General features: G+C 54.6%; 15 protein-coding genes. 1 reads left to right on the top strand and 14 read right to left on the bottom strand.

Annotation, left to right across the window (positions count from 1 at the left end):
• Nucleotides 1–97: 97 nt before the first annotated feature.
• From ACSYSS_RS02290 to ACSYSS_RS02250, 9 genes are all read right to left on the bottom strand, one after another.
• Complete coding sequence (locus ACSYSS_RS02290) at nt 98–970, bottom strand: DUF3159 domain-containing protein (protein ID WP_491703885.1); 873 nt, start codon at nt 968–970, stop codon at nt 98–100.
• Nucleotides 971–1,132: 162 nt separating this feature from the next.
• Nucleotides 1,133–2,017 carry a DUF3710 domain-containing protein gene (locus ACSYSS_RS02285; protein WP_491703884.1) on the bottom strand — a complete coding sequence of 295 codons (885 nt, stop codon included), beginning with the start codon at nt 2,015–2,017 and terminating at the stop codon, nt 1,133–1,135.
• A gap of 168 nt (nt 2,018–2,185) precedes the next feature.
• Nucleotides 2,186–3,061 carry an exodeoxyribonuclease III gene (locus ACSYSS_RS02280; protein WP_491703883.1) on the bottom strand — a complete coding sequence of 292 codons (876 nt, stop codon included), beginning with the start codon at nt 3,059–3,061 and terminating at the stop codon, nt 2,186–2,188.
• A 163-nt stretch (nt 3,062–3,224) separates the two neighbouring features.
• Nucleotides 3,225–5,243, bottom strand: coding sequence for a dipeptide ABC transporter ATP-binding protein (locus tag ACSYSS_RS02275; protein WP_491703882.1), 2,019 nt, complete (start codon nt 5,241–5,243; stop codon nt 3,225–3,227).
• Between the two features lie 14 nt (nt 5,244–5,257).
• Complete coding sequence (locus ACSYSS_RS02270; protein ID WP_491703881.1) at nt 5,258–6,235, bottom strand: ABC transporter permease; 978 nt, start codon at nt 6,233–6,235, stop codon at nt 5,258–5,260.
• A 15-nt stretch (nt 6,236–6,250) separates the two neighbouring features.
• Entirely contained in the window at nt 6,251–7,177 is a 927-nt protein-coding gene (locus tag ACSYSS_RS02265; protein ID WP_491703880.1) for an ABC transporter permease, read from the bottom strand.
• A 251-nt stretch (nt 7,178–7,428) separates the two neighbouring features.
• Nucleotides 7,429–9,069 carry a peptide ABC transporter substrate-binding protein gene (locus ACSYSS_RS02260; protein ID WP_491703879.1) on the bottom strand — a complete coding sequence of 547 codons (1,641 nt, stop codon included), beginning with the start codon at nt 9,067–9,069 and terminating at the stop codon, nt 7,429–7,431.
• A gap of 259 nt (nt 9,070–9,328) precedes the next feature.
• Nucleotides 9,329–10,975: a peptide ABC transporter substrate-binding protein gene (locus ACSYSS_RS02255; RefSeq protein WP_491703878.1), complete on the bottom strand. Its 1,647-nt coding sequence runs from the start codon at nt 10,973–10,975 to the stop codon at nt 9,329–9,331.
• A 351-nt stretch (nt 10,976–11,326) separates the two neighbouring features.
• Complete coding sequence (locus tag ACSYSS_RS02250; RefSeq protein ID WP_491703877.1) at nt 11,327–12,343, bottom strand: tyrosine recombinase XerC; 1,017 nt, start codon at nt 12,341–12,343, stop codon at nt 11,327–11,329.
• Between the two features lie 183 nt (nt 12,344–12,526).
• Here ACSYSS_RS02250 and ACSYSS_RS02245 point away from each other — a divergent pair, with 183 nt between their 5' ends.
• On the top strand, nt 12,527–12,841 hold the full coding sequence (locus ACSYSS_RS02245; protein WP_491703876.1) for a DUF6725 family protein: 315 nt from the start codon (nt 12,527–12,529) through the stop codon (nt 12,839–12,841).
• 9 nt (nt 12,842–12,850) lie between these two features.
• Here ACSYSS_RS02245 and ACSYSS_RS02240 read toward each other — a convergent pair whose 3' ends face one another.
• From ACSYSS_RS02240 to scpB, 5 genes are all read right to left on the bottom strand, one after another.
• Nucleotides 12,851–14,014, bottom strand: coding sequence for a prephenate dehydrogenase (locus ACSYSS_RS02240; RefSeq protein ID WP_491703875.1), 1,164 nt, complete (start codon nt 14,012–14,014; stop codon nt 12,851–12,853).
• Complete coding sequence (locus ACSYSS_RS02235; protein ID WP_491703874.1) at nt 14,011–15,132, bottom strand: prephenate dehydratase domain-containing protein; 1,122 nt, start codon at nt 15,130–15,132, stop codon at nt 14,011–14,013. The genes ACSYSS_RS02240 and ACSYSS_RS02235 overlap by 4 nt, the downstream gene beginning before the upstream one ends.
• A complete protein-coding gene (locus ACSYSS_RS02230) occupies nt 15,129–15,734 on the bottom strand; it encodes a hypothetical protein (protein ID WP_491703873.1) in 606 nt (201 codons plus the stop codon). The genes ACSYSS_RS02235 and ACSYSS_RS02230 overlap by 4 nt, the downstream gene beginning before the upstream one ends.
• A gap of 364 nt (nt 15,735–16,098) precedes the next feature.
• The gene (gene typA, locus ACSYSS_RS02225) at nt 16,099–18,024 is read right to left on the bottom strand and encodes a translational GTPase TypA (protein WP_491703872.1); all 1,926 of its coding nucleotides are present in this window, start codon (nt 18,022–18,024) and stop codon (nt 16,099–16,101) included.
• A 486-nt stretch (nt 18,025–18,510) separates the two neighbouring features.
• Nucleotides 18,511–19,212, bottom strand: coding sequence for an SMC-Scp complex subunit ScpB (gene scpB, locus ACSYSS_RS02220; RefSeq protein ID WP_491704180.1), 702 nt, complete (start codon nt 19,210–19,212; stop codon nt 18,511–18,513).
• Nucleotides 19,213–19,219 lie beyond the last annotated feature (7 nt).

The raw sequence follows: 19,219 nt of genomic DNA, 5'->3' as shown, positions 1-19,219 counted from the left end.
CCGCAACGCAACGCTCACCTGGTTCATCTTCACTCGGCCTTCAAACAGCCATGCCTTTCTCACCGGCATAACCGGCATTGCAACAATGGCTTCCAGTTTAGCGAACGCCACCGTCAGCTTTTGCCACACATTTGTCGTCACCTTCGCCGCCGGCCATGTTGGAATAGGCCTCGGCACCGCCATCAACGCCTGAATCCGTACCGCAATCGCTACCGTCCTCATCAATGTCTGAAACAAACTTGGGATGGTGGCACAACGGTGTGGCAATGGCAAGGTAGGAAATCCAAATGGCAAGGGCCCAGAACGGAATGCCCATGAGCAGCCGGGCCGTACCCAAGGCAGTGACATGGTTCGTGTAATACAGCGGCACCTGCACCGTCAAACGCAAGAGGAACAACGCCACCCAGAGCCAAGTCACATTACGATAGGCGGTATATAGCTTCTTGTCTCCTCGCCAATCGGCAAGCCAGTCACGCAGCCGGGACGTGGGTAATGACCTGATGAACTCAACCAGCAGGCCCACTCCAGGCACACGCAAGCCGAGCGAAATCAGCAGCAGCGCGGCATAGATGATGTTGGTGATGAAGCCGAATGAGTAGTAATTCCGTGCTTCGTTGCTTTTCCAAGCCCAAACCAGGCAGATGGCCACGGCGATGAGACCGCTTAAGGCACCCAGCACGGACTGACGTTGCAACAGCCTCACCACAACCTGAAGCAACGCAAACACTGCCGATACAATGACAGTGAGCTTAAGGTCACTCGTGACCACAAAGAGCACCACAAATACAAAGCCCGGCAACATAGACTCCACCACGCCACGCGGGCCGCCTATGGCATCGATAACGGAGAAATCAGCACCATTGCCTGCATCTGCGAGCGCAGCAATACCGGTACGCCGCCCGTTGGACGAACCAGTCTTCGGCGTTGAAGCATCACCAGATTTCGGGGTAGTATCCGAATCGTCTGTCATGACACCAACCTCCGACACAGCTCGTATTTCGACCGTCATGTACCCACCTATGCGTCATCTTAACGGAAGTGGGCACGTTCCAGACGAATTCTCTACATTTTCCGGCCAATATGCACGCGTCAGATCATTAAACACGCCATACTGGGTACATTATTCATAAAACTAACGGACCTCGGAGAACATGGGGCCGCGCGAGATTGTAGTTTGCACGTTGACCTCCTGACCATGCGTGAACGGTCCGTCGATGCGCTTTGGAATCTCGTTGCCATTCGTTTCAGCATCTTCTTCGGCCTTACGACGCTCTCCAGGGGTGACAGGGGCGTGCATTGGCACAAGATCGCGCGGAGCAAGGGGCTCCTGGCCTCGATCCACCACAATGTCGGCAAAGAACTGATTCAACGCCTTGGTCTCTGGGCTATTGGGCTTGCTGGCAGACGGACCGGAGAAGATGCCACGCAGCATCCAACGCGGACCGTCGACACCAACGATACGTGTGATGAATTTCTTGCCCCCCTTGATCGTTACGGGAAGCGACACCTCTGTGCCGAAGATGCCGGGATTCTCAGTGGCCTTCTTGTTGGAGTCCAATAAGTCGGCACGCACCTCGTCCCATAGCCCAATCGTCTTCGGTGCGGCCAACGCCTCAATCTCAAGACTCGAAGCACCGTAGGTGATGGTGCAGCCGAGTACTTCCTGACTGGCACGATTGGCCTTGATACGTAGCTCTATACCTTGTAGGAATGGAAGATAGTAGGCGCCCAGATCGAGATACTCACTATAGTCAGGCGCATTCTCCTCACTGATGTCCCAAGGGCCCCATTCTTCACCGCGGCCTTCATATTCTTCGGTGGGTTCCTCTGGATACAAGGGCTCGTCGTCGTCATCTTCGTCATCTTCGACATCATTGGCAACGTCGGTATCATCGTCATTTCTGTTGGCATCACCAGTCGGCTCTTCGACGTTGTCCCTGACGTCCTCATCGGTTTCATCATCGTCAACCACCGTCGAATCACGATGCTTGTTCTTACCGAAGCCAAACAATCCCATTGTCCCTCGTTTCGTCACAGTGTCTTGTCACCGTAAAACCAATCGTCACAAAAACGACTTTTGCTCAGCCAAGCTTAGCACTGAGAGGCTATTTGACAGAGCTCAATCTGCATCGTTCATGGACGCACAATCTCAACATGTGCAGCAATCGAAAAACCCGACACCATCTCAGATGTCGTAGACCACACTCAGCGGGGCATGATCCGACCAACGTGTGTCGTAACTTGGCGCACGATCGATTTCAAAACCGGTTGCCTTCGACGCCAACTCAGGTGTCGCAAGCTGATAATCTATTCTCCAACCAACGTTGTTGTCAAAAGCTCGGCCACGCTGACTCCACCAGGTGTAAGGCCCTTGCACATCTCCTGCCAATGTTCGTAGCACATCCACATACCCCAAGCCATCCTTGCCTTCTGCCAGCCATCGGTCCACATATGCACGTTCCTGTGGCAGGAAGCCCGAATGCGTTTCATTGGCCTTGGCGTTCTTGATGTCAAGTGGGGTATGGGCAATGTTCATGTCGCCGCACAGCAATGTCTGACGCCCGCCCTCACTCGCCGCCTCTTCGTTCAGCTGGGCCATGCGCACCAGCATCTCATCGAGGAATCGGTACTTCTGCGCCATTTTGTTGGGGTCATCTGTGTTGCCTGCATGCACGTAGACACTCGCCACCGTCAGTTTCGTGCCATTCGGCGCTGTGATATCGTTCTCAATCCACCGACCGGAGTCCACATCATCACCCAAGTCAAGGAGCCCGTAACGTCTGCCTTCCACAGATAACGCAGAGACCAAACCAACACCGGCCCGTCCTTTGATACGGCAGACCTCATCGGTTTTCTCCAGGTCCTGCGCCTGTGTGAGTTTGCCTGAACTCTCATAGCATTCGCCGATTTGAAGAAAAATAGGGTCAATCTCTTCCTGGGGGGCGCGAACTTCCTGCATACACCAGATGTCAGGAGTCTTTTCAGCTGCCCAATCCAAAAGACCTTTGCGCTTGGCAGCACGTATCCCGTTGAGATTCGAAGTCGTGACAGTAATGCTCATACGACCAGACTAGCAGTTAGGACCATTTTACGCCATGCTTTGTTCGGGCTTGAGTCTTGCCAACGGTGCACGCCTGGCTGTCTAAGATGCGCTGTGCGGCGCACCCATCCAGTCAGGTGCGCCACACAGCAAGACAACAACGTCGAACTTGACGGCATTCCTATCAGTCCAGACCGAGCTGAAGCTTCCCACCAGGAATCGCATCAAGCAGGTCACGAGTATATTGTTGCTGAGGATGATCGAAGACATCGTCAGTGGTAGCATGCTCCACCAAACGGCCCTTCTGCATGACGACCACTTCATCGGCGACCTGTCGCACCACGGCCAGATCGTGAGTGATGAACAGATAGCTCAGCCCCCGCTCAGCCTGAAGGTCGTTAAGCAGCTGCAACACCTGATCCTGAACCAATACATCGAGGGCAGAGACCGCCTCATCACATATGATCACATCCGGGTTCAAGGCCATAGCCCTCGCGATGGCGATACGCTGGCGCTGACCACCAGAGAGCTCATTGGGGTAACGCTGCATGACAGACTGAGGCATCTTGACCAGGTCAAGAAGCTCGCTGACACGCTGCCGACGACTTTTCTTGTCACCTATCTTGTGAATGCGCAGAGGCTCTTCAATGGACCTATAGATGGAGTACATAGGGTCCAGCGAACCATAAGGATTCTGGAACACAGGCTGAACATGGCGCCGGAAATCCAGCAACGACTGGCCTTTGAAATCGCTGATGTCCCGGTTTTCATACGTCACAGTACCGCTTGTCGGTTCCAAGAGCTTCAACACCATGTTAGCAACTGTGGACTTGCCGGAACCCGACTCGCCTACGATAGCCAGTGTCGTACCTCGTTTGATGGAGAACGACACATCGTCGACAGCCTTGAACATCTCACGCCTGCGTGGCAGTTTGAACTCTTTCGTGAGGTGGCTGACGGTGATGATATGGTCACTGTGCTCTAGCGTGCTCTCGCTTTTGGCGTGGTGCTCCATCAGCAACGACGCATCTTCTCCATGTTCCTTGGCGGATACGATGCGCTGAGAAGCAAGGGAAGGTGCCGCAGCCACTAGACGCTTGGTGTACGGATGTTGCGGGTGTTGAAGCACTTCCAGCGATGGACCCGATTCAACAACCTGACCTTTGTACATCACCACAATGTGCTGGGCACGCTCCGCGGCGAGTCCAAGATCATGGGTAATGAACAACACAGCGGTTCCCAATTCATTGGTTAAGCCCTGAAGATGGTCAAGGATACGCTTTTGGACTGTTACATCAAGTGCAGAGGTCGGTTCGTCTGCAATAAGCAAATCAGGTCGGCATGCCAAACCGATGGCAATCAAGGCACGCTGCAACATGCCACCAGAGAACTCATGCGGGAACTGACGGGCACGAGTGGCTGCATCCGGCAGTCCGGCCTCATCAAGCAAACCTGCGACTCGGTCGTCCATGCTGCTGCCAGTGACATACTGCTTGGCGATCGACCAAGCCTCGTCGTCACCCACGCCAGCCTTAATCAAGTCATCAGCCACGCGCCAGCGAGTCTCTGAGCCAGGAACCCAAGACTTTTTGAAGCGATTCATAGCTTCCTGAGCCTTCTCACCGGTGACGCCACGTTGGCTAAGGGCCTTCTGCGCCGCCTCCAACAATTCCGGAAGTTGCTTAGACCCGATGAAAATCTCATCATCGTTGTTTTTGATGCTTACATCTTCGTCTGCTGCCAGTGCCTTGGCTAGATTGGAACGCTTCTCACGCGAAACGTCCATATGGTTGGCCTTCAGAGCCTCTTTCACCTGTGTGCCTATACGCCATACGGGATTGAGATTACTCATCGGATCCTGAGGTACCAGACCCATCTTGTCACCAAGAATCTGTTCGTACTGCTTACGGGTATATCCAGAGATTTCCTCGCCTTCAAGCTTGATGGAACCACCTGTAACCTTGCCAGTGCCAGGCAGAAGGCCGAGGACACTCATGGCCGAAGTAGACTTGCCCGAACCGGACTCACCCACGATTGCCACCCATTGCCCCGGATAAACGCTGAATGAGGCATCACGCACCGCATGCACCACGTGATGCTCGCCAGTGGTAAAGTCCACCTTCAGATCATTTACCTCAAGGATCGGACCCTGCTCACGCTGCATGGCAACAAGTTGATCCTGATTGTTTTTCCCGCTACTCATTAAAGGTTCCTCTCTCAGGATGTCCGGCTCTTGGGATCAAGAGCATCCTTGACTGCATCGCCCATCATGATGAAGGCAAGCGAAGTAATTGCCAAGGCAGCGGACGGATAGAACAGCACCGACGGATTCGTTCGAAGCATCGTCTGCGCATTGGAGATGTCTCCACCCCAGCTCACGGTGGTGCTCGGCAGGCCGACACCGAGGAAGCTCAGTGTGGCCTCCGAGACGATGTAGGTGCCCAGCGATGTGGTGGTGATGACGATGATCGACGCCAAAGAATTCGGCATGATATGCCGCATCAAATTGCGCATGGGGGTAGACCCCAAGGCAGTGGCGGCAGTGTTGAATTCCAAGTTCTTCGTCTCCAGGACCGAGCCACGAGCTATACGAGCCGTCGACGTCCAGCCGAAGAGCGTCAGCACCAGCACAATCTTCCATATGGATCCGGACGTACGAAACATCTGCAGCACCACTATGGCGCCAAGCAGCAATGGGATGGCCATGAAGATATCGGTTCCACGACTCAGCACGGCATCGATCCAACCGCCGAAGAATCCAGCGATGGCACCAATAAGAGTGCCAAGAACCATGACTAAGATGGTGGTAAGTATGCCCACGGAGACGGATGTGCGAGTGCCGTAGATGGTACGCGTGAATACATCGCATCCTTGCGTGTCAAAGCCGAAGGGATGCCCTTTGCTGCTGGGCTCAAGCGAATTCTGCAGGGTGCAATAGTTGGGGTTCTGCCGGGTGAAGACCTGCGGGAAGATAGCCACAAAGATGATGAAGATGATCAGCAAGCCCGAAACGATGAAGAGAGGATTCCGGCGTAATGTGCGCCACGCATCGGCCCACATACTTGTTGCCGGAGCTGATTCATCAATCGAGTCCACATCCTGCAATGGTGTTTTATCGACAGGTGCAACGTACCGTTCCTGGCCGGGAAGCGTTGCAGATAGAGTGTGAGAAGCCGTAGAAGTATTTGCAGTCATTAATTTCTCTCCCCCTCAGGCGTACCGAATTCGTGGATCAAGCAGCATGTAGAGCATATCGACCAGCAGATTGCAAACTACGAAAATCAAGGTCAGCAGTGTGACAATGGACACCACCAGGTTGCTCTCACCCTTCAGAATGCTTTGATACGTAAGGAATCCAACGCCATGGATGTTGAAGATGGTCTCGGAGATCATGGCACCCCCCATCAACGCGCCTAAGTCCTGGCCCAAGTAAGTGACCACAGGAATGAGGGAGTTGCGCAGCACATGACGCATGATGACCGACCTGTTACTCATGCCCTTTGCGCGAGCCGTACGAACATAGTCCTCAGTGATGTTCGAAGAGATCTCGGAGCGAGACAGCCGAATGATATATGCCATGGAGACCGAACCCAGCACCATGGCAGGCATCAACAAATCCAAGAACCCTGGATTACTGCCTGCGGTCACGGGTAAAATACGCCATTTGACTCCAAGGAAGTACTGCATGACGAAGCCTGTGACGAAAGTAGGCACGGAAATCAGCAGCAAAGAGACGATGAGAATGACGGAATCATACCATTTGCCCTTTTTAAGGCCTGCGATGATGCCGAAGATAACACCGAATATGGCTTCAAAGCAGAACGCCATCACAGCCAGCTTGATGGTGACCGGGAACGCGCGGCCAATTTCCGAAATCACCGGCTGACCGGCAAAGGTATTGCCGAAGTTCAGCGTCAACGCATTCTTGAGAAACAGCAGATACTGGATGAAGAACGGCTTGTCAAGGTTGTACTCCGCACGAATCTGGGCAGCAACGGCATCATTGATGGGCTTGTCTCCAAACATTGCCTTGACCGGATCACCAGGTAACGCAAATACAAGCGCATACACGAGCAGCGTTGTGCCGAGAACCACAGGAATCATCTGCAAGACACGACGCAGAAGATATTTACCCATCGAATTCTCCTTATGATTTCTCGCTGAAAAAATAAAACAAATCAATCAGCTTTACTGTATTGTAAGTGTATCCCACCTACAGACCAAATCGAACTTTCCATGTCAAAAAATGGACATCGGTCCATTGACGACATATTTATTTTACATTGTGAACTCTTGGGTTTGACTTCAATTTTTGCAGATTAGTCGGTGGTGCCTATATTCATGTATATTGACTCGAATACAGGCATCACCCGTTATTGCGCTTATTATTATTTGGTGATCTGCGTGTATGTCGGGAAGGTCTGCCAGTTGATGGCGAAGCCCTTGACACCCTTGGCAGCCACACCGGCATTGTTGGCATAGAACAGTGGGTAGGCAGGCATATCCCTGAACAGCAGCTCCTGCGACTTCGCATAGATGGCATTCGCATCGGCACTCGACTTGGCCTGATACGCCTCATCCATCAGCTTGTCGAACTCAGGGTTGTTGTAGCCTCCGTCATTTGCCCCATTGCCATTCGCGGCTGCGGAATCATAATTTTGGTAAAGGTAATTTTCAGGAGACGGATAATCAGGCTGCCAACCGGAACGGAAGGCGCCTTTGAGCTGATGGTCGGAGATGGAGGTGCGGAACTCGGCGAAAGTTGGCACGGCATTCACTTTGGCCACGCCCGCGCCAAGGGTGTTGTTGATGGAATTGGCTATGGCATCGTAGAGCGCCTTGATGCCGTTGTCGGCATTGTAGGAGATGGTCAGCACATCCGTATCCTTGGAGATGGCATCTGCCTTGGCCCAAAGCTCCTTGGCCTTGGACGGATTGTACTTGAGGTTCTCACTGCCCTTGAGCCCCTTGGTGTAACCAGGTGTCAACGGCGAGGTGAAGTCGTCGGCGGGTTTGCCCACACCGTTCATCACCTTACTGACCAGTGCATTGCGATCGATCGCTAGCGAGATGGCCTGACGACGCATCGTGCCCTCCTGAGTGCCAACCTTATAATGAGAAAGATCCGATGGGATGGTGAACATCTGAATGCGTGAACCAGGCTGGTTGAACGCTTGCAAGGACGAATCGGTGCGGAAGGTCTTGGTGTCTGCTGAGGGCACGGAGTCCATCACGTCGAGATTGCCGGCCTGAACATCCGAATATGCGGCCTCGTCCTTCGTATAGATCTTCAGCGTGACGCCGTCGTTCTTGGCCTTGTTCGGACCGGTATAGTTAGGATCTTTAACCGTTTCGATGCTGTTGTTGTGGTCCCATTTCTTGAGTTTGTAAGGCCCGTTGGTCACAGGGTGCTGTCCGAAAGCCTTGGGGTCCTTGTAGAAGGAGTCAGGCAGTGGGGCAAAGGCAAAGTAACCGACCTTGATGGGGAACGTGGCATCCGGCTTGCTCAGGGTCACCGTGAATGTGGAATCATCCACCACCTTCAGGCCCTCAAACTGCTCGTCGCCTTTGAGCCCCTTCTTCTGCAAATCATCGTAGCCCTTGATTGATGAGAAGAACGACGCGTTCTTCTGCGCATTGGCAGCATTCGCCACATAACTCCACGCACGGGTGAAGGATTGAGCCTTAATGGGCGAGCCGTCACTGAATTTCAGGTTCTTACGCAACTTGACTGTATAAGTGGTGCCAGCGGCATCAGAAGTAATCGATTGGGCGTCATCGTTGCGCGGATTGCCTTTTGCATCAAACGAGACCAGACCGGTGTACAGCAGAACAATGGCCCTACCGCCTCCAGATTCATTGGTATTACCGGCAACCAACGGATTCTCGGGTTCCAAACCAAAGGCCGTAATGATGTCCTTGCCACCATCTGACGCTCCTTTGGAGCCCGACGACCCAGATCCACATCCAGCAAGCGCCATAGCCAGACTGCATACAGCAGCCGCAGCAGCGAGAGTTCTTCTCCTCATAAACGTCCTCCTTTGCTCTGCAGATTTCAAAGATTGTTCAGCGTCCAACGAATAATGGCTGAGAACATGTGCCTGGCATATTGCCGAAACCTGCTATTTCATAAAAACATAAGAAGACTTTTGATGCCTTGCCACGGCCACGTAATGAACACCTTTTTCTTGTTTTTGCACACAATGATAAAAGGTGCAACGTGGAACCCACGTTGCACCTTTTATCAATAGCTACACCGAATCATCGGCATAGTGTACTGGACCTACATCACTTAGACATCTGAGACATGGTCGGGTAAGACTGCCAATCGATGGCAAAGCCCTTGACGCCCTTGGCGGCCACACCGTCGTTGTTCTTGTAATAGAGCGGAATGACAGGCAGATCGTTCAGAAGGATCTCCTGGCTCTTGCTGTAAATCTTGTTGGCAGCGTCATTGGACTTGGCCGCGTAAGCCTCATCCATCAGCTTGTCGAACGTTGGATTCTTGTAGTCACCATCGTTCGAACCTTGACCATCAGCAGCAGCCGAGGAGAAGTTCTGATAGAGATAGTTCTCGGCGGACGGATAGTCAGGCATCCAGCCGGAGCGGAAGGCACCCTTCATCTTGCGATCGGAGATGTCGTTGCGGAACTCCTGGAATGTAGGCACCGGGTCGGAAGTCGCCACGTTGGCACCAAGCGTGTTGTTGATGGAATTCACGATGGCGTCGAACATGGACTTGCCGCCCGAATCGGCGTTGTAGCCGATGTAGAGCGTGTCGGTGTCCTTGGAGATGGCGTTTGCCTTGGCCCAGAGTTCCTTGGCCTTGCTCGGGTTGTATTCGAGGTTCTCGCTGCCCTTGAGGTTGTCCACGTAGCCGGGCGTCAGCGGAGAGGTGAAGTCATGAGGCAACGCGCCAATGCCGTTGAGCACCTTGTTGATGAGGCTCTTGCGATCGATGGCCATCGAGATGGCCTGGCGACGCAACGTGCCCTCTTCGGTGCCGGACTTGAAGTGGGCGAGGTTGGCCGGGATGGTAAATTGCTGGATGACGGCGCCGGGCTTGTTGTATGGCTGGACGCTGGAGTCCTTCTCGAAGGTCTTGCTGTCTGCCGAAGGCACAGTGTCGAGTCCATCGAGGTTGCCGGCCTGCACATCAGCGTAGGCAGCATCATCCTTGGTATAGATCTTGAAGGTCACACCGTTGTTCTTCACCTGCTCAGGACCCTTGTAGTTGGGGTTCTTCACCGTGGAGATGGAATTGTTGTGATCCCACTTCTGCAGCTTGTACGGGCCATTGCCCACTGGATTCTCGCCGAAGGCCTTGGGGTTCTTATAGAAGGAATCAGGCAGTGGTGCGAAGCCGCTGTAACCCACCTTTGTCGGGAACGTGGCGTCGGGCTTGGCCAGATCGACCGTGAACGTGGTGCCATCCACGTCCTTGAGACCAGTGAGCTGCTCGTCACCCTTGAGGCTCTTGGCATCCTGCAACGCGTCATAGCCCTTGATGGATGAGAAGAAGGATGCGCACTTCTGAGCATTCTTGGCATTGGCCACATAACTCCATGCACGGGTGTAGGACTTCGCGGTGATCGGCGAGCCATCGCTGAACTTCAGCCCGCTCTTGATCTTGATGGTGTATTGCGTGCCATCGGCGTTCGGTGTGATGGACTGTGCCTCGTCGTTCCGGGGCGTGCCATCATCCTTGAAGCCGACCAGCTGCGAGAAGAGCAGACGTATGACCATGCCACCGCCGGACTCGTTCGTATTGCCTGGAACCAGAGGATTCTGTGGCTCGACATTATAGACGGTGATGACATTGTCATTGCCTTTGCCTGAGCTGCTGTTGCTGCCACTGCCGCTACCGCAGGCGCTGAGCGCCATGGCCGCGGAACAGACGACCGCTGCAAGTGCTACTACTTTCTTCTTCTTCATATATTCTCCCATTTGCTGTTTGCACAACACTTGTTGAATCAAAGAAGGGGTTGACCCGAAACCACAGAGCCAACCTCAACGCTGATGCACTCATTGTCACGCGAATATTTATTTTTTGCAAGCGAGTGACCAAAACCTGAACGTAATTTCAATAAAAAATTCAAATCGCTGAAAAACAAGCGTTTTAGCTTGCTACTTCGGTAGTGTGCAGATGTACGGCACCTTGAAAGATGTCAAAACCGGGCAAACCGTTTTCTTTTATGTTACGTCAATGTTAAATTCCTCAATTTTTATGGAATCACCCAACCAGGTGCTACGGCGCACGTCTCCGCAACGAGACTATAACGAATCTCAAGCCCGCGGAAACGCCTGAGTATACCGCTCCTTAAGCTGCCCCATGGAGACATGGGTATAACGCTGGGTGGTGCGTATGGAGGAATGGCCGAGCATCTCCTGCACCTCGCGCAGGTCCGCCCCACCGTCCAGCAGATGAGTGGCGGCACTATGACGCAGAGCATGCGGGCTGATGTCTGGCACACAGGCCTCAGCAGCCTTCCTGTGGACCACAGCGCGCACTGTACGTTGATTGACACGAGCGCCTCGCAAGCCTAGAAAAACAGCCTGCTCGCCCACCGAAGGTTTAACCGACTTGGCAGGCTGGAGGATGCGAGGGCGGCCGTTCTGAATCCACGCCTCAAGTGCACGTGCGGCAGGTGCTCCGAAAGGCACAACTCGCTGTTTGTTTCCCTTGCCTGTGACGGTGAGCATGCGATTCGAAAAATCGATGTCATTGATGTTGAGCCCCACCAACTCAGCAACACGAATGCCGGTGGCATACAGAAGCTCCAGCATTGCGGCATCCCTCAAGGCAATGGCATGGTTTTTCCGACCTACAGCACCGTCATCCACATTTTTCTGAGTATCGGCGTCCTGGTGCCCATCCTGCAGCCCACATTGAGCCACACTTGGACCGTTGCCTTGCAAGACCTCAGATTCCACAGTGTCCATCAAACGTTTCGCTTGTTCTTCGTTGAGCACACGAGGCAATGTATCAGGGATTTTCGGTGTCATAAGATTGGCAGCCGGATCAGCGTCAATATACCCACGGTCGAAGGCCCATGCAAAAAAACCGCGGACAGCAACAGTTTTGCGAGCCATGCTCGAGCGTGCATGCGAAGCTGTTTCATAAGCCATCCAAGCCCTTAGATCTTCCAAAGTGACCTCATTGGGGCCGGCAACACCTCGACAGCCAAGAAAATCCAGACACTGCAGCACATCGTGCGAATATGCCTTCAACGTGTTCTCGCTCAGCCCTTTATTGGAGCGCTCATACGTGAGGAACGCATCGACGCTGCCTTCAGCATCCATCACACACTCCATTCCCAAGACTTTCCGCATGCCCCGTAAAGCCCGTCGTTGTTGTGCAAACGAGCCTTCAGCCCTTGTCAACCATATGGTTCTAGTCTACAGTGGTGCTGTCACAAGATATACAGTCACAAGACAATGAACGAGTGTGTTAGTCTCGCTACAGTAACCTAGAAAAGGATGCCTATGCCACTGCCACAAACGATACCTACGGGCGCGCGTCTGATGGTGCGCACTTTGGATGGGATGAACACGGCTACAGGTCGGCAGGAATTCCGTGATTACATAGGACATGTGATCTCCTGGGACGGCGTGACACTGCAAATCGAGCGGGACGCGGCTGCCAACGGCTCAAGGCCGGTGCAGCGTGTCAGCATCGACGTGCACGACATCGTCGTTATCAAGCCGATTCCTGAGCGGCACATGCCAAAAACGCTCATTGAGGGTAAACAGAAACTGACAACATCTGGACTTCGGTTGCACTCTCAAACAGCAAACTAACACGACATTTCACACAGCAGAGCGGCAGACGGTACGAACCTGATAAGGCGCCGCAAAATCGAAAATGTGCTCACCTTTTTGCGCCAGCGCCAAGTAGTCGTCTTGCCAATGCTTTGGGTCGATGGCATGTTCCAATGCCCTGGCATCAGCTTTAGAACAAGCCTGACGACTTGAACGCGCTCTATAGTCACGGAACGGCTGGCCAACAGCAAAGAAGTCGGCGACTCGCCCCTCATCCCCGGATTCCAAGGCATCGGCAAATTCCGTGATGTTGCCAGCTAGGGCACGCAGCAGTCCCTCGACGTTGGATGCATTCTCCTCGATCATGGCGCGGGTGCGGTTGGGGTCCGTGAGTGCAACGCGGGTCATGTCACGCCAAGAACCGGCAGCAAGAGCGGCGGCAATGTTACGATCGGGACTACGCACCAAACCATTGATGAGCGCCGTGGCCACGACATGCGGGGCATGCGAGATCATGGCCGCTGCACGGTCGTGGACGGCATCGTCAATCACAATGATGCGACAACGAACCATTTGCGTAACCAGTCCCGCCACTGCAAGGAAATGCTGATAATCGGTGTTCTCATCAACGCTCAACGCCCACAGTGCATCATCAAACAATGTCGGGTCCGCAGCCTCGAAGCCTGACTTTTCGTTGCCGCACATCGGATGGGCACCAACATAGCAGTCTTGCAGCCCTGCTGCCTGAACCTGGGAACGCACCTGCGCCTTCACACTACCGACATCACTGAGTGTGGTGACTGCAGGATCGAGTGCCGGCTTCAAGGCACGCAACACACTTGGCATGGCCTTGAGAGGGTTGCAAAGCATGAGCACCTGTGGCTTAGCGAGCGCCACGCCTTCAAGCGTATCAACACATTCGATGCCTGCAGCTCGGGCATCCGCATACGGGCAAGGTCTATGATTGAAGGCCACAACACGTATGCCGCTGGAGACAAGCCGCTTGGCCAGCGATCCGCCTATAAGCCCAAGCCCCACAATGCCAACCGTTGCGATTCGCGGCAACGCGCCATCTGCAGCATCACAATCACAGGCAACGATATGGTCCTGGCCTTGCCCGACGGTTCCGATCCATGCCTCGCCATCAGGCAACCCCGCGTTGACGGATTCATTGGTTTTCTCCATTGAGTCCACAGCCCTTTCCTCGCTCACCACAGCAGTTCCCTCTGAGCCTCTTCATCATGAGCCTGCCCATCTGCATCATCCGAAACACGCACACCGCCCTGCGGCAGCATCCAAGCATTCACAGGTGGATTCGGCCGCTCTTGACGAGGATACACCGCAAGCGTCTTGACCCAGTCACCCCGTGCCACAATCCGTTCAAGCACGGTGTGGAAGCCAGGCTGCCACGGTGCAGCGTCCAGCGTGGCAATGAAACTGTACGTGCCCACACGCCCTTTGATGGGGCGCGACATGAAACTGGTCATGTTGAGCCCGGCATCACGCACCATATCAAGCAGGTTCGCCAGCACGCCCGAGCCAGTGCTGAGCGGCACGAAGGCCACGATGGTCTCGAATTCAGCCATGGCTGCCGACGGCACAACATTGGAGAAGCCATTGGCAGACATATCTTCTTCAAACAATGCACCATCTGTTTCCATACCAGAATCATTCTCGTGGAGGGCATTCGGCTGATTCGACCCATGCACTCCAGGCGACCCATGCCACCCAATCGGGGCTTGAGCATGAGCCCGGTCTCTTTGCACTCGCACATCTCGGCGAGGAGCCACCACCAGGAAATCCGTGCGTGCACCGGCATAATCCTGAACGTTAGCCTTCAACGTCTGTAAGCCATACAACGAGCCACAGATCGAAGGGCCCAGCGCAACCTGACCGGGCCTGATGTCTCGGCAGGCCGCTGCATTCGAGGAGGCCGGCTTGGTCACAAGGCCATGAGCGCGAGTAAAACCCTTGCACTGCGCCAGACCATGCGGATGGGCACTCACTTCGCGCAATGATGCAGAGGAACCTGGCTTCACAAAAGCGTCGAACGCAATATCAATGCCAATTCGGGCAATCCCCACAATGTCTGCAGAGTCGATGAGCATATCGAGATTGGGCACCACATAACCCTCAACATTGTTCTCCCAAGCCATCACTCCCCAACCGTCGCCCGCCTCGACATGCGCCATGATCCCAGGCACATCGTCACAAGGCTGCGGGCTGCCGCCAAGCCTTTTTGCCGCTTCGATGGCGGCCTGGTGAGTAAAGGAACCTTCGGGACCCAGAAAGAACAGTCTATGAGGCACGTCTTTTGTCCGAGAACTCATCGACTCGGCCCCTTACCATCCCTACGGCCCCTGCCATTGCCACCATGGGAAGCCTTTGCCTGTGCTCCGGCCAATTCAAACCATCGTGCTGGCAGAAACACAGCGACACATTGGATCAGAATCATGCCAAACAACCAGATATAGCCTGCGTTCTGAGAGAAAAACGGCATTTTCACGGTAAAGCCTGGAATCAGAATGTTGCCATTGACACCAGACGAAAGCAGCGAAACCATCAATGACGAAGTGATAAGGTGCAGGGCCAGGCCCGCAACACCGCTACGCGAGCGCGCACTCCACGCCGAAAGCGCCACGATCGCCAATGCCAAAACCAGCCCGTAGGGTATGTTCTCAGGAGTGCCGACCCGATACACCAACATGCCAATGAGCCCCACAAGAATCCCCGCGACTGTGCTCACCAGCAGACGCGTGGCATGCCCAAGATTATATGACCAAGGCAATGCAGATACCGCCTCCTTTGCTATAGAGACGTTTTTGGGCTTAGCGTCAAAGATTTGCCGGTTCATCGCATCTGACGGCTGCAAGGTTTCATCCGCATCTTGTCGGGTTAAAGGCGAATCCTGCGCATCCTGACGATCATCCATAACTCAAGTATGCCTCACCGGGTTGTCAGAGCCGCAATTCATAATCCCCTTCAAGCTCAATCCACTCAAAATCACACTCAATTTACCCTAATTCTTCCAAACCAGGGCATTATTTCAGAAGGATTGTATTCAGTGGGCACTTTTCCACCGGGAACAACCAACGCAGAAAAGCAAAATGGCGGACTTTCAACGTTTATGGCTCAGAGTACATCACACTATTCGAGGGAAAGCACCCACGGAATAAAAAATCTTCTTTCATCCGCTGTTGCGGATGAAAGAAGACTCAATACACACGAAATCACACAAGAAGTGTCTAGCTTACACTAGCACGTCGCGTCACGCCGCCCGAACAGACCTTACTGCCCTACTTTCTGGCGGCATCCTGACGACGCTGCTTGGCACGCCACTTATACCACTCGTCGCGGTTCAAAATCACTTTGCGCACGCGGATGGACTCAGGAGTCACCTCCACACACTCATCCTCGTTGGCGAAGTCGAGCGACTCCTCAAGGCTCATCTGAATCGGGGGCGTCAACGTCTCGAGCACATCGGCCGTGGAGGAACGCATGTTGGTCATATGCTTGGCCAGCGTGACGTTCACATCCATTTCATCCGGCTTGTTGTTCACACCAACCACCTGGCCCTCATAGACCGGTGACTGCGGCTGGATGAAGAAGCTGCCACGGGCCTGAAGGCGCTGCATGGCGTACGGAGTGGCGGTGCCCTGACGATCCGAGACCAGCGAACCGTTCTGCCGGGTCACAATGGAGCCGGCCCACGGAGCATAGCCCGCGGAGATGGAACTGGAGATGCCGGTGCCACGAGTGGCGGTCAGCAGCGCGGTGCGGAAGCCGATAAGACCGCGAGAGGGCACTGTGAACTCCATACGCACCCAGCCCGAACCGTGGTTGCTCATGGAATCCATACGCCCTTTGCGGTCGGCCATGAGCTGAGTGACGGCACCCATGTATTCCTCAGGCACATCGATGGTGTCGGCCTCCATAGGCTCATTGAGTTTGCCGTCAATGGTCTTCGTGACCACCTGCGGGCGGCCGACGGTGAGTTCATAGCCCTCACGGCGCATCTGCTCCGCAAGGATGGCCAGCGCCAGCTCTCCGCGGCCCTGTACCTCCCAGGTGTCCGGACGCTTGGTGGGCAGCACCTTGATGGAGACGTTGCCGATGAGCTCTCTGTCGAGGCGGTCCTTGATCATACGGGCAGTGAGCTTGTGGTCCTTGCCTTCAGTGCCGGCCAGCGGCGAATCGTTGATGCCGAAGGTCATGGAGATGGCCGGGTCATCCACGTGAATCAAAGGCAGCGGCTTGGGGTCGTCTTTGTCGACGATGGTCTCGCCAATCATAATATCGGAGACACCGGCGACGGCCACGATGTCTCCCGGGCCTGCCTCGTCGACGGGGTTGCGGGTCAGGCCTTGGGTCTTCAGGATCTCAGTGAGCTTGAAGTTCTCGATGGAGCCATCCACACGGGAAAGACCGTACTGCTTGCCCTTCTCAATTGTGCCGTTGTAGACGCGCACGAGACCCAAACGTCCCAGATAATCCGAGGAATCGATGTTGGTGACGTGCGCCTGCAACGGCGCGCCTTCCTCATACTCAGGGGCTGGAATGTTGGAGATGATGGTGTCGAAGAGCGGCTCAAGATCTTGGTTGTCAGGCAGCTCGCCATCTTTCGGCTGGTTACGAGAGGCATAGCCCACCTTGGCGGCGCAATAGATGACCGGCAGGTCAAGCAGGGAGTCAAGATCAAGATCCACGCCCTCCTCAGTGACGTCCTGAGCCAAGCCGAGCAGCAGATCCGTGGTCTCGGAGACCACTTCGGAGATGCGGGCATCGGGGCGATCGACCTTGTTGATGCACAGAATCACGGGAAGCTTGGCCTCAAGCGCCTTGCGCAGCACGAAACGGGTCTGCGGCAGCGGGCCTTCCGAGGCATCGACGAGAAGCACGACACCGTCGACCATGGAGATGCCACGCTCCACCTCGCCGCCGAAATCGGCATGGCCGGGGGTGTCGATGACGTTGATGGTGATGCCGTCGGGCTCGCCGTACTTGGCCGCCAACGGGCCGTGATATTCGACGGCGGTGTTCTTCGCCAGGATGGTGATGCCCTTCTCGCGCTCCAGATCGTTGGAATCAAGCACGCGGTCCGGCACTTCCTCGCGCTCGTTGAACACGTGCGACTGCTGAAGCATCGAGTTCACGAGTGTGGTCTTGCCGTGGTCAACGTGAGCCACGATCGCCACATTCCGAATATCACCGCGTACTGCCATAAAAGACTCTCCTATTACTTTTTACTAACCGTCATGTTGTGTGTCACTCAAGCGCATCAATACAACATTCTCTGCCATATTCCTGTGTCATTGCCTCAAAGCATAAACCTTCACCATAGTAACGGAGATATGTGACAGCGGCGAAGCCATTCGCCGCACGGCTGAGCGCCGATATCACACCACAAGCAAACGACACAATCTACCGCACCGACGATGAAACACTACAAATAGTGACGCTGTGTGGCACTATCTACCGCAAAAATATCAACGATCAACAAATACTGCCACGCATCGGCACAAATTACCGCATCAACAACCGATCACGACAAAAAGTGACACTAAACGGCACAATCTACCACGTCTACGACCTTCGACTACAAAGAATGACGTTATACGGTATTATCTACTGCATAACCAAACCATCACTGCAGACAGTGACATCTAACGACGTAGCCACGAGACCAATCCCACCCGTCAAGAGGAAGACTAACGACCTTCGGCATCTTCGATGACATCGTCAGCAACAGGCATGAAGGGAGCAAGCTTGGGCAGCTGGTCAAGCGAATCAAGACCCATCTTCTCCAGAAACAGCGGCGAGGTGACAAGCAGCGCGGCATGGGTGTCCGGGTCGACGCCGAACTCGCGAACCAGTCCACGAGCAACAAGCGAACGAATCACGCCGTCAGAATTGACGCCACGAATCGCCGCTACACCGGCTCTCGTAATCGGCTGCTGATACGCCACTATGGCGAGCGCCTCCAGAGCGGCCTGCGAAAGTTTCGCCGCCTGGCCGTCTGTGACGAATGCGGAGACCACCGGTTCGTAGACGGCACGGGTGCAGAACTGCCAGCCACGAGCCGTATGACGTAATTCGAAACCGCGGGGCACGCTGCCGAGCTGGGCACCTTCATATTGTTCCTGCAGCGAAACAAGCGCTGCAGCCACCCGAGCCTCATCAACACCGAGCACACGGGCCAGAGCATCGCTGTGCTGCGGCTGGTCGGCCACCATGAGCACCGCCTCCAGGCAAGCCTCAAGACCTCCGGGAAGCAGATCCACATCGAAGGTCAGTTCATCCGAACCGCTGTCCTGATCCTTACCGGACGTCTCGGAGCCTTTCCCTTGAGACCGCGAAGAGCGGGACCGCACGGTTCGTTGAGCCTGTATGGAGTGGGACCGCTGAGACATCGCTCCT

This window comes from Bifidobacterium sp. ESL1118 (assembly GCF_058505595.1).
Note: the sequence above shows the minus strand (reverse complement) of the source record. Positions and strands in the feature narration are given on the sequence as shown.